The sequence below is a fragment of the Providencia sp. UF-183 genome, assembly GCF_058246155.1.
The window spans coordinates 170,509-182,626 of sequence record NZ_JBSICD010000002.1; the positions used below are offsets into that span (position 1 = coordinate 170,509).

The window sequence follows — 12,118 nt, forward strand, 5'->3', positions numbered from 1 at the left end:
TGTTAATATGCGAAATAAATATGGCCAAATACAAAAAAAGGAAATTATATTTTAAAAGTAGGCTAAATCAGTGTAATTGCTGTTCAACCATTAGCTATCTATTTAATTTAACAAAAGTTTATCAAAATTTAGATTAAGTGGAGTTGCCTTGCATCACAAAAAAACAGAATAAATTAACAAAATTTCCCATAAGGCATTAATTGTACAACTTTAGATGAAAAAATATAAAAACAAAGCCAGTAAGTTTATTACTGACTTTTTTCATATAAGATTTATATTCGTTTAACTATCCGTTGTATTTGCAATTAGCGAGCAAACTCTGCGATGGTTTTTTCATCCATACGGTAACGAACCCACTCATCTTGTGGTTGCGCACCGATACTTTTATAAAAATCAATGGCGGGTTGGTTCCAGTCTAAAACACTCCATTCAAGACGTTGGCATTTTCTTTCTACGGCTAATACAGCGATATGTTTTAGCAGTTTTTTTCCTGCACCTGCACCGCGAAAATCGGGAGACACATATAAATCTTCTAAATAAATACCGTTATTCCCTAACCAAGTTGAATAGCTAGTAAAGAAAACCGCATACCCTGCGGGTTTATCATCCACATAACAAATAAGGGCTTCTGTTTTAGAATCTGCGCCAAAGAGTGAATTTTCGATATCAGTAACGCTGGCCTTAACTTCATGGCGGGCTTTTTCATACTCTGCTAATTCAATTATCATCTCTAAAATCAACTTAGCGTCTTTCACTGTTGCTGGCTTTATTTCTACGTTCATTTGCGACTCTCTTGTTATTTGAGCGGTAATATTATGCCTTGCACCTTGAACGCCCAACAGTTAGCAATTTAATTCATATGACTCCACATGATATAAGCGAGATTTATACCTGTTTTCTTACTTATAACGATAAGAATTATGAAAGAACGCATTTCTGGGTTTTGATCTCCCCACTCAGTTTGTTATGATGCGCTCATTGTTCAACCTAACGAAAAATAAGGAGGCTAATTTATGCTGTTGTGTGATCTTATCGAATACTCACACTTCTTTGGTAATCGCCAGAGCTCAGGCTTTCACAGTTTTATACTGCGATAACCCTGCCTGAGCGAAGCCGCAAAGAGATCTTCCCTCAGCTTACTGGGTTGTCGTTATGACTATCCAAGGCATTGTTATGCCTAAAATTTGAGTAAGCTATGAGCACATTATTATCTGTAAAATCATTAAATTACGACATTTCTACCAACACGCTATTAAAAGATGTTTCATTCACCTTGCAACAAGGCGACCGCATCGGTTTAATTGGCCACAATGGCAGTGGTAAAAGTACTTTATTAAAGTTACTTACCCACCAGATATCCCCCAACAGTGGTAGCATTACTTACGCCAATCACTGCGTCACGGCGTATATCGAACAACATTTACCTGAGGATGTTGCCCATCTGACACTGATTGATGCGCTTGTTCAAAAAATCCCAGAACAAGACAAAGTCGCTGAACGTTGGCGAGCTGAGGTATTACTGTCTGAATTAGGTTTTACTGCCCAACAATGGGAACAAAAAGCCAATGAAATTAGTGGCGGTCAACATACTCGCCTTTTGTTAGGTCGCGCGTTAATTGAACAGCCTGATTTATTATTGCTAGATGAACCGAGTAACCACTTAGACTTACCTACCCTGATTTGGTTAGGAAATTTCCTTCAGTCTTGGAAAGGGAGTTTTGTATTGGTTTCTCACGACCAGGCTTTGCTTGATAAGGTCACTAATTGTACATGGGTTTTACGTGATAAATCGTTACATTTCTATCGATTACCATGCAGTGAGGCACGCCTTGCCATGGCCGAAAAAGACATTACCGATGAGAGGCGTAATCAAGCGGAACAAAAAGAGATTGACCGGATAGCGTCTAGTGCTAAACGTTTGGCTATTTGGGGCCATGTGTATGATAACGAAGGGCTATCTCGCAAAGCGAAACAAATGGAGAAACACATTGATAGGCTTAAAGAGACTCAAACAGAGCTCACTGAAGGTTATCAATGGAAGTTGGCATTAAATGGTAAATCGATTCCTGCCGACCGTGTTTTAGAGCTCGAAGGCACTGAGGTTTCAACGCCAACGGGTGAAAATTTGTTTAAAACCGCGTTTCATCAGGTAAAAAGCGGCGACCGTATCGCCATTATGGGCGCAAATGGTTGTGGTAAATCAACATTATTGCGCCTGCTTTGGCAGCATTATCAACAAGATTTACGCTATACCAAGCACCTGAAGTTTCATCCAACAATTCGAGCTGGGTATTACGACCAGCAATTAGAACAATTGAATGATAACGACAGCCTATTGGATGCGCTACGCCCCTTTGCCGCTATTACAGATGAACAACGCAAAATGGCACTTATTGGTGCTGGATTTGCCTATTCACGCCATCAACAAACCGTGGAAACACTCAGTGGTGGTGAGCGCGCAAGGCTGCTTTTTATTGGTTTAAGTTTAGCCCAGTATGAACTTATCTTATTGGATGAGCCGACTAACCACCTTGATCTTGAAGGAAAAGAAGCACTGAGTGAAGAAATTAGCCAATTTTCAGGAGCATTACTTGTCGTCAGCCACGACAGATGGTTGATTGAAAATAGTTGCCAACGTTTTTGGTTTATTGATGAACATCAGTTAGTAGAATATCTGAACATTGATGATATTTATCATAAAATTGAACAGCAGGCCCAATTGTTATCTAGTAGTCCGACTGAAGATGTTGAACACTGTAATACGGTAAATGTTCAGACAAAGGTTATTTCACATGAGGACGAGTTGTTAGAGAACTTATTGGTTTTAGAGGAAAAATTGCATGCTGATAAGCAACGTAAATTAAGCCACCAAAAACCACAACTTCAGCAACAATGGATTGATGAAATAGCGCAGATACAAGCCCAATTAGGGTTATAAATTTAGCCCCTGATTACGCTTGTAGTCAGGGGTTTTTTAATCAAGTAGAGGATATAAAGAAAAAGTTAGATATAAGTTAAATTCAAAACCTAGTATTAGTTCTCAAATATAGTTGTAAGTAATGGTGATTCAAAAATTGCATTTGGTGAAATAACGACCTCATCAAGAGGAATATTTTTACCGTATCTTTCTGTAAGTTTTGATTTCACTATTTCAGAGCTTAAATCAAAATCTTTCATTTTTTGTAACTTTCCTATTTTAATATTCAAGCCATTGAAATAAATCTTCCAAACAAGTTCTGAGCAATATATTTTTTCATCCGACCAAGAAAAATATAGGTCATAAGGCTTGGCGCGATATTTCATTGCCTCTTTATATAAAATAGCCTCTTGTTTGTCAGTTAATCCATTCATTCTCTTAACAACATACTTCCCCGACTTTCCTTGCTTTATCCACTTTTCTAACGGAGTAAATTTAACAACATTAGAAGCTTCGTAAACATACGGTTGATTATTGTTAAATAATACTATCCCCATGTGGCTATATGGCGATTTTGTGGCTTTTTGAATAGCAAGACTCTGAGGTGATTTTGAAGTTTGAAATATAATATCTCCTTGCTTGGGGCTGTACCCATAAGACGAGGATATAAATAAAAGAAATAAGCACCCTAAAAATTTAATCATGCTGTTCATTAAAGCTCCAAAGTTTTGTATTCATTTTCTGAGAGTAAACCGTTAAAACCTACCGCAGTTGATGAATAACCAACTTTGCTTTTCCCTTCTGCCGCCCATCCCACCCGTCGCTCCAATACAATACAACCAGAGTGATTAGAGGCTTTGGTTGAGATGCAACGTAACGGATTTAAGCAAAGATGGGATACTAAATACGAATAGTCAATGGAAAAGACTCGTTTAGCAATACAAAAGCCCTCGGTCAGCAATAACACCTTATTTAGCTGCATTTACTGATAATGTAGATATATCTAATAGTGCAGAATATGAAAAAATAGGGTCAACAGGCATAAAGATAACAAACGTTAACCAACCAATATTCACCATGTCATATGCAAAATTAATATACATAGAATCTCCTTGTGTTTAACAACAGCATATCACTGCATTAAAGAAACTAAATCAATAAGAAACCGCTTATATCGCTATTAATAGTGAGGAATACGCATATTTAAGAAATAGGAAATGGCAAATGATAATAACGGCAGGATTCGCTGTGATGAGCAATTGCCTTTAGTTAATAAGCGAGCCCTTATCACAACGATATACAGACATGTTGTTGAAGCAAACCGATTAAAGGGAAATAGATTTAATAGATATGAGCAGGAGATAACAGCAACCCACTGGCAGGAATTACCAGAACCGACAAAGCAGTAACACTCCGCACCAACACCAGAACTAATACAACATGTACATCCCCATTATATACCCTTCTATCATCTGAAATATATAAAAGGGGTGCTTTGGAAACATTAAATCGGGTATCGATGATATCGCCATACCTAAAGAAAAAAATAACATAACGTCCTCATAATTTTTATTTTTAATCATGCAGTTATAAAAAACAAAATATACCACATAAACAATCACTATCAATCGATAAGTGAGGGTCTCGCACATATAGAAGTAAGCATGAATATTGATAAATACAAACTTTGTTTAGCTCAATCACAATCTGGAATTACTCGTTACCTTAAGGATGAGGACAGATGGAGCGAAGGAAACGAAACATTAAAAACAACAAATATTCACCCTGCTTTACGAGTCTGAAATGAAAAATGCGCAAATCGACGACTTAATCTTTCAGTGGAAAATGAAATCATCGATAGAGCGCACGAAACTCATTCAGCATGAAATTAATAACCGTGGAGCAAAAGCATTCACATAATGACGCAGCATGAGAATTACCCAGATAAGCAACACTTTCCCCTTATCGTGACATTCAAGAATTACCAATGGGGCGTAGGAAAGTTGGTGACTAAATACAAAACTATTGACACTGAGACTTGTGATTTTGATGGCGGAATAGTTGAAATAGCAAGCATCGATTTAAACGATACAGAAATTGATTATAACTCGCAGCAATCCCACTTTGTAAACCCACAGAAACCAATCTCAATAAGCGTAATGGCTATTCACCACATCACCAATGAGATGCTGGAGCTATCCCCGTTTATTGAAGATGTAATTGAGGCTTACAAAGGCGCTGATTATCTGGTTGCACATAACGTCGATTTCGATAAACGAATGATGCCAGAAATGGACGAACCTTTTATCTGCACATAAAACTAGCTCGCCGCTTATAGCCTAAACAGTAACCAATTAGAGAAAGCTAACCATTCATTCAAGCCACTGTTGAATAAAGATTTTGTAAACCATCCATCTTGCTATTTAATTTTTTGTTTTTTTGCGCGTTTAAAATATGATGTAGGCACATTTGGGCAGATAACTTCTTTAAATTTATCTTCTTTTTTTGTACTTTTTTCAGCTTCCATCGGTGGAGACGTATTTTCCTGTGTCGTTTTACGATTATCTGTCATATATAAGTGCTCTTTTGCTTGAATTATGTCATTAGTTTTAGCCATTTGATTTTCCTTCTTTCACTAATACCGCGTTGACTTCCTCTATTCTTTCAACTGCTAGGTTAATGATTTCAACGACTTTTGCTGATTCTTCTTTACTTAATTGCTGTAATACAATTTTATGTCTTAAGAGTGATTTAAATTTATCCACTGCACATTCAATTTCATTGGCAAATTGGTTTCCCGCTTTAAGCTCTTGTGCATAATTTAACTTTAGTTGAACTTCTGCTAAAAGTTCAGCTTTTAATAATAAAAAGCACCGCCCTTCTGGTGTGATGACAAAACACTTACGCCCTTTATCATTCTCTTTACCTACACCTGCAGTAATAAAACCTAACTCTTCTAATAACGTCAATGTGGGATAAATAACCCCTGGGCTTGGACAATAAAACCCTGCTGTTTCTTCTGAAATTTTTTTGATCAGCTCATAGCCATAATTTATTCCCCCAACCAGTAAGTGTAGAATATATATTCTAAGCTGCTTAGGGTTAAACATTCGACTCACACTTTTGCCATTACATAAGCAAGGATCAAGCTGTTGTTCGTTTGCCATTCAAATTCTCAGTAATTGTTTTGATGCCAAAACCGATATATCGGATATAATAGTCATTTCTACGAAAAATGCTAGCTTTAGATATATCTGTTTTTGCGCATAACGTGCTAATGATAATCATTCTTAGTTGAATTATACGCATTGAGATACTGTAAAACAGTCATTATTGTGCTGTAAATTATCTGAATCGCTTATTTTGTGCATAAAAAAACCAGCCCGCAGACTGGTTTATCTTCAAAATAGCTGGTTAACCGATATCGGGTAAAACTTTAAATACAATACCCAGTTGAACACCAATTACGACAATTCCACATAAAAATACGACGAGTAAACCAATGGGCCCACCTAATACTTGGTATCGGCGCTGATTTAATGTTCGTGATTTAAATGCCATTGCGCTTGGTAATAATAAAGCAAGAATGGATAAGGCGATTGCCGCATAACCCAGCGCCATCACAAATCCTTTCGGATAAAACAGTGCAAATACTAAAGGAGGCCCAAACGTCAACAAACCTGTTTGTATGCGCCCTGCTGCGTTATCTTGCCTCTTAAATAAATCGGCTAAGAAATCAAATAACCCTAACGCTACCCCTAAAAAGGATGTTGCCAGTGCCAAGCTCATAAACATTTGTGCAACTAACTCTGTGCGCCCTGATTGTGCCACATCTTTAATTGCATCCAATAATCCATTAAGCCCTGCATTTTCTGCTAAGATGCCCACAAACGTTGTTGTTCCAATGCTCCCTAATGTTGCTATCTGCCATAAAATATAAGCGATGAGCGGGATGGCACTACCAATGATGAAAATAACTCGCAGCTTTTTGACGTCCCCCCCCATGTATTTCACAATGCTTGGGACGCTGCCGTGAAAACCAAATGAGGTAAAAAAGACAGGGATTGCAGATAAAATAAGAACCTTCTCTGTTGGCGCTGCCAACAAATTTTGCTGCTCTACATGTGGCATCATTAGCGCCAAAATAATGACCAAGAAAATAATTTTTGCAGTAAACAGTATGCGGTTAATAAAATCGACGGATGAAGTTCCGAAGCAAACGACCCCACCACCAATTACCGTAAACAGGACAATCCCCATCCAATCTGCCATTTCAACTGAAAAACTGCTTTTTAGATTTGACGTAATGATTTCGCCCGCACCACTCACATAAGCCGCAGTTAAAGCGTACATCAGGAACATCATGCTAAAACCAGTGATAAATTTACCACCCGAGCCTAAATAACGTTGAGCTACGCTGCCGATCCCTGTTTCGTAAGATTCATGCTGGTAAACCTCCACCAATAGAAGCGCGGTATAACACATCAAAGCCCATAGGGCTAACAACATGGCTAAACTAACTAAAAAACCATTACCCGCAGCTGCGATTGGCATTGCCAACATCCCAGCACCTATTGTCGTGCCTGCAACGATAAAAACACTACCCAATGTGCGATTTTTCATATTGAGATCCTAACAAATTAATTAGAGGCTAATTTATAATTGGAATTTTTTATTTTATTTTCTTCATCAACGAGTTGCTGTAACTTTTCTTCAAAAATTGTGGTTAATGCATCCCAGTAATTTTCGAAATACTCCTTATCACGTAAGCAATGGGTCATTACAGCGGATCGTAAAACATACACAGACTTGACCTTATGCCATTCACTGTCAGAAAAATTAGCATCACGGCATAGATTCAATGGGTTATCACCATACTCTTCATAGGTGAGTGATGTAGATGAGGTTAAAAAATCGTTTGAATAACTACGGCCGGTTGCATAAGAACACAGTTCATAAAGCCGTTTGTTTAATTGATTTTGCTTTTCTAAAGATGGGTTCTCTAATTCACGGAACATAAAGTTAATCATATGGAAATCCGGGTCTGGCATCGCAAAAATTGTAAACTTGCGCCCATCAATATCAAATGGTTCGCATTGTTTGATTTTTTCTATCATCCAGTTAGTGGTAGTGATACCCGCAGCAAGGACTTTGCCATACCCTAAAAGATTCAAAGGAACTAACCGATGCGCAGCCCAAACCGCCGCTGCAGTTGCGCCTGCTTTCGAACCTTCCATGATTGATGAACCTAAAACAACATTTTGCTGTTTGTCTGATTTACGGTGTTTTTCTTGAACTTCTTCAAAAACATAGGCTGCATGATAAGAAATTAAATCAACAATGCGCTTATCCTTCATGCAAATGGCTCCCGCTGCATAAGGGATAAAACCAGCTTTATGAGGATCAACTGTAATCGAGTCCGCTTGGTTTAGTGCTTTAAAGCTTTCATAAACATCGGCTTTTGGCCAAGTAACATCATTGGGGAAAATACCTTCCTGATGATAACGATGAATAAGTGCGTCATATTCCATAAATTGGTTGTCTTCATCTCGAAACATCGCACAAGCATAACCTGCATATGCGGCATCGACATGCACATAAAAAGACACACCAAATTGTTCTTCACATTCACGACGTAAATCAATAACAGCTTTTACATTATCTATAGCGCCTGTTTCTGTCGTACCGACAACCGCAACGACGGCAAGAATAGGTTCTCCTTGCTCGATTAATGAAAATACTGTTTCACGCATTTTCTGCACATCAGTGCGATAGCTTGCATCAACGGATAGCTGCACAATGTTTTGCTGACCAAGCCCCAAGATATCCATCGCTTTCATCCATGAATAATGCTTAGATTGGGGGACTAATAATTTACCCAATGTTTGTGGTGACGCACCTACACCTCGGGTTGTTAACTCTCTAACTTCTTCAAAAGTATTTGATTTTTTTAGCTCATCAATAAGATCTAAAACAGCGGCCACCGGTAAATTAAGCAGCTCTTTTTCTGATTTCCCCATTAATAAATGCTCAGATTCTTCATGTTGAGCAATAGCTAATGGCAAGCTTTTCAGGTTTCGAGCCACCCATAACCCTTCATAGTTTGCAACTGTCCCTCCTGAAGTAATGTGCCCCCATGCATTGTTCACGTCATAACCAAACATTGCACACAGATCTAACCCCGCTTCAAGTTCTAAGGCAGTTGTCGTCGGCGAAGCTTCTTGTGTGCAATTGTTTGGGTTATACATCATCGCCATCACATAGGCGAGATTTGACACCATCAGTGTATCGGCATTCATATGCCCCATATAACGAGGGGAAAACCAAGGCACGGATGTACTTTTTAGCTTTGAGGAGAGTTGATTGAGGATCCCTTCAGTTCGATACAGAGTGTCTCTATACTCAGGAGCATAACGATCTACAGCAGTAATGTGCTCAGGGTCTTCCGGATGGTAACTTGAACGCCAATGCATGTGTTCCATTACTGAATATTCCATCATCTCTTTGAAAAATACTGCATTTTCAGATTTTGGACCTAAAAATAGTGCATCTACATTCATTTTTGAATTGTTAAAATTACGCATTTCACACACCTTCAATTCACAACTAATTAACATTAATTGTCTTAAGTCTATTCACTTAATATCATTGGAGAGTGCATAACGGACTGTGTTTATATAAAAGATATCAATATATTAATGATATACATTTTAAAATATCATTTAAGTATTACTTATTGATAAACAAACCGTTAATGGCCAACTTACTTATAGGTATAATTCATTTTTATTTAATTATTAACAAACTAATCAGAATATTGTTTGGAATTGTGGGCGGGTACAAAAAATGAAAAATTATTCAGCTGTAAAGAGTTATTTACGCTAAAAAAGCTTGATAATGTAAATTATTTGTTATAAATGAAATTGATTGCAACGACTTCCCATAGTCCAGTGGGAAGTCGTATTTTCATAACCAATCATTCATAACTAACTATTTAATAAAACTATTTTCCCAATTAAATCGCCTGACTCCATATATTGATGCGCTTCTTTCACTTGCGATAACGTATACAACTTGTTAATTATTGGCTTTATTTTACCGTTTTGTAACATAGGTAAAATGTGCTCTTTTAACTCTGCCGCAATCTGTATTTTTTCATCAATAGAGCGTGAGCGCATGGTTGAACCTGTGTGCGTTAACCGCTTAACCATGAGCGGCATCATGTTGAGCCGTTCTGGGTTTCCTTTCATCATGCCAATTTGAATTATTCGCCCAAATTTTGCAGCGACTAAATAGTTTTTTTCCACATAATCACCACCAATAATATCAACCACCATATTTACACCGCGTGATAATGTGAAGTTCTGTGTGGCTTCGACAAAATCATCAGTTCGGTAGTTAATGATGCAATCTGCGCCTAAGGTTTTTGCCACATTGGCTTTTTCTTCAGAGCCGACAGTCGTTATCACTGTAGCGCCTATTGCTTTTGCTATCATGATAGCCACGCTGCCAATACCAGATGTACCCCCATGAATAAGCACCGTTTCATCTTTTTTTAGTTGGCCAATCTGGCACATGTTTGCCCAGACAGTAAAAAAGTTTTCAGGAATGGCAGCACCGTCAATAAAGGACAAATTCCCTAGTGGTAATGCAATATCTTTATGCACTAAGCAATATTCCGCATATCCCCCACCTGCGACTAATGCACAAAGCGAGTCACCCAGTTGCCAATTGTCGACATCATCCGCTTTTGCAACAACCGTTCCTGCGATTTCCAACCCCATAATTGGAGACGCATCCGCGGGTGGTGGGTAAGAGCCTTTTCGCTGAAAGATATCGGGACGATTAACTCCAGCGGCTTCTACCTTAACAAGTAAATATCCTGCAGAAATTCTGGGCAGTGGTTTTTCAATTAATTGCAATTTTTCAGGGCCACCTGGTTCAATAATATCCACAACGGTCATTGTGATTGGTAAAGGCTGTTGAACATGAGTCATCATGGTCTCCTTTTTGAGGTTAATTTGAAAAATTGATATTTTTAAATTTATTTTTGTGTTAAATTAATGCTAATAAGTTTAATGAATCGTGCTTTAAAATTGCATTTTTAAGTATTAATTCTAATGATGACATAAGTCATCTTTTTATTGTTTAGGTGTTAATATTTAATCTATATCAAACATAATATTTAGTAATCTGCGTTAATTTAGCATTAACGTCTAATTTTCCTAACTTGGTGCCCTTCACTTATCTGGCTATTTTATTTAATTAGCCAATTCTGTCATATATTACTACTTACCAGCTGCCTTATCTTATGTTAAAATTGACTCATATCAATAATTTTAACTTGATTGAGCATTTAATATGATCCCAGAAAAAAGAGTTGTTCGTCGCATCCAGTCTGGTGGTTGTGCAATTCATTGTCAGGACTGCAGTATTAGTCAACTTTGCATTCCTTTCACACTGAATGAACATGAACTGGATCAACTTGATAATATCATTGAGCGTAAAAAACCTATTCAAAAAGGCCAAGCGTTATTTAAGGCTGGGGATGAGTTACGTTCTTTATATGCCATCCGCTCAGGCACAATAAAAAGCTACACTATAACTGAAGAAGGTGATGAGCAAATCACAGGTTTCCATTTAGCGGGCGATCTCGTTGGTTTTGATGCCATTATTCATACACAGCACCCAAGTTTTGCACAGGCACTTGAAACATCAATGGTTTGTGAAATTCCATTTGAAACGTTAGATGATTTATCTGGCAAAATGCCTAATCTGCGTCAACAAATCATGCGTTTAATGAGTGGTGAGATTAAAGGCGATCAAGAAATGATCCTTTTATTATCTAAGAAAAATGCAGAAGAGCGTTTAGCTGCATTTATTCTTAATCTCTCCCATCGTTTCGCTGAACGTGGTTTTTCACCAAGAGAATTCAGATTAACCATGACCCGTGGCGATATTGGTAATTACCTTGGTTTAACCGTTGAAACTATTAGTCGCCTATTAGGTCGCTTCCAAAAAAGTGGCATGCTTAGCGTAAAAGGCAAGTATATCACTATCGAAGATATGACCAAATTGACTGATATTGCTGGTAAAGTTTCAGCAATTACTTGCTAACTTCCCCAAACGGATCACATTAACCGTGATCCGTTTTTGTTTTTTTTCCCAGATTTCTTGCCTATTTAACGCCAATATCTTAGT

General features: G+C 37.8%; 12 protein-coding genes. 5 read left to right on the plus strand and 7 right to left on the minus strand.

Features of this window, described 5'->3' with window-relative positions; all coding sequences use genetic code 11:
• Nucleotides 1–305 precede the first annotated feature (305 nt).
• A complete protein-coding gene (locus AC4IFT_RS02245; protein WP_490732585.1) occupies nucleotides 306–782 on the minus strand; it encodes a GNAT family N-acetyltransferase in 477 nt (158 codons plus the stop codon).
• 413 nt (nucleotides 783–1,195) lie between these two features.
• Here AC4IFT_RS02245 and AC4IFT_RS02250 point away from each other — a divergent pair, with 413 nt between their 5' ends.
• A complete protein-coding gene (locus AC4IFT_RS02250) occupies nucleotides 1,196–2,938 on the plus strand; it encodes an ABC-F family ATP-binding cassette domain-containing protein (RefSeq protein ID WP_490732583.1) in 1,743 nt (580 codons plus the stop codon).
• A 95-nt stretch (nucleotides 2,939–3,033) separates the two neighbouring features.
• Here the strand turns inward: AC4IFT_RS02250 and AC4IFT_RS02255 are convergent, their stop codons facing one another.
• Nucleotides 3,034–3,621, minus strand: coding sequence for a YiiX family permuted papain-like enzyme (locus tag AC4IFT_RS02255; RefSeq protein WP_490750597.1), 588 nt, complete (start codon nucleotides 3,619–3,621; stop codon nucleotides 3,034–3,036).
• Between the two features lie 513 nt (nucleotides 3,622–4,134).
• Here AC4IFT_RS02255 and AC4IFT_RS02260 point away from each other — a divergent pair.
• From AC4IFT_RS02260 to AC4IFT_RS02270, 3 genes are all read left to right on the plus strand, one after another.
• A complete protein-coding gene (locus tag AC4IFT_RS02260; RefSeq protein WP_490732579.1) occupies nucleotides 4,135–4,326 on the plus strand; it encodes a DUF551 domain-containing protein in 192 nt (63 codons plus the stop codon).
• Nucleotides 4,327–4,581: 255 nt separating this feature from the next.
• Complete coding sequence (kil, locus tag AC4IFT_RS02265; RefSeq protein WP_490732577.1) at nucleotides 4,582–4,719, plus strand: host cell division inhibitory peptide Kil; 138 nt, start codon at nucleotides 4,582–4,584, stop codon at nucleotides 4,717–4,719.
• Nucleotides 4,720–4,836: 117 nt separating this feature from the next.
• On the plus strand, nucleotides 4,837–5,235 hold the full coding sequence (locus tag AC4IFT_RS02270; RefSeq protein ID WP_490750528.1) for an exonuclease domain-containing protein: 399 nt from the start codon (nucleotides 4,837–4,839) through the stop codon (nucleotides 5,233–5,235).
• A 101-nt stretch (nucleotides 5,236–5,336) separates the two neighbouring features.
• Here the strand turns inward: AC4IFT_RS02270 and AC4IFT_RS02275 are convergent, their stop codons facing one another.
• From AC4IFT_RS02275 to AC4IFT_RS02295, 5 genes are all read right to left on the minus strand, one after another.
• The gene (locus AC4IFT_RS02275; RefSeq protein ID WP_490732573.1) at nucleotides 5,337–5,534 is read right to left on the minus strand and encodes a DEAD/DEAH box helicase; all 198 of its coding nucleotides are present in this window, start codon (nucleotides 5,532–5,534) and stop codon (nucleotides 5,337–5,339) included.
• The gene (locus AC4IFT_RS02280) at nucleotides 5,527–6,084 is read right to left on the minus strand and encodes a PadR family transcriptional regulator (RefSeq protein ID WP_490732571.1); all 558 of its coding nucleotides are present in this window, start codon (nucleotides 6,082–6,084) and stop codon (nucleotides 5,527–5,529) included. Before AC4IFT_RS02280 ends, AC4IFT_RS02275 begins: the two co-directional genes overlap by 8 nt.
• Before the next feature lie 247 nt (nucleotides 6,085–6,331).
• Nucleotides 6,332–7,480 (minus strand): tyrosine transporter TyrP, encoded by a 1,149-nt coding sequence (gene tyrP, locus AC4IFT_RS02285; RefSeq protein ID WP_490732569.1) that lies wholly within the window; start codon nucleotides 7,478–7,480, stop codon nucleotides 6,332–6,334.
• Nucleotides 7,481–7,557: 77 nt separating this feature from the next.
• Nucleotides 7,558–9,501 (minus strand): pyridoxal phosphate-dependent decarboxylase family protein, encoded by a 1,944-nt coding sequence (locus AC4IFT_RS02290; RefSeq protein WP_490750529.1) that lies wholly within the window; start codon nucleotides 9,499–9,501, stop codon nucleotides 7,558–7,560.
• Between the two features lie 402 nt (nucleotides 9,502–9,903).
• On the minus strand, nucleotides 9,904–10,914 hold the full coding sequence (locus AC4IFT_RS02295) for an NAD(P)H-quinone oxidoreductase (RefSeq protein WP_490732839.1): 1,011 nt from the start codon (nucleotides 10,912–10,914) through the stop codon (nucleotides 9,904–9,906).
• 364 nt (nucleotides 10,915–11,278) lie between these two features.
• Between AC4IFT_RS02295 and fnr the strand changes: the two genes are divergently transcribed.
• Nucleotides 11,279–12,034, plus strand: a complete 756-nt coding sequence (fnr, locus tag AC4IFT_RS02300) for a fumarate/nitrate reduction transcriptional regulator Fnr (protein ID WP_068443675.1) — start codon at nucleotides 11,279–11,281, stop codon at nucleotides 12,032–12,034.
• Nucleotides 12,035–12,118: the final 84 nt, after the last annotated feature.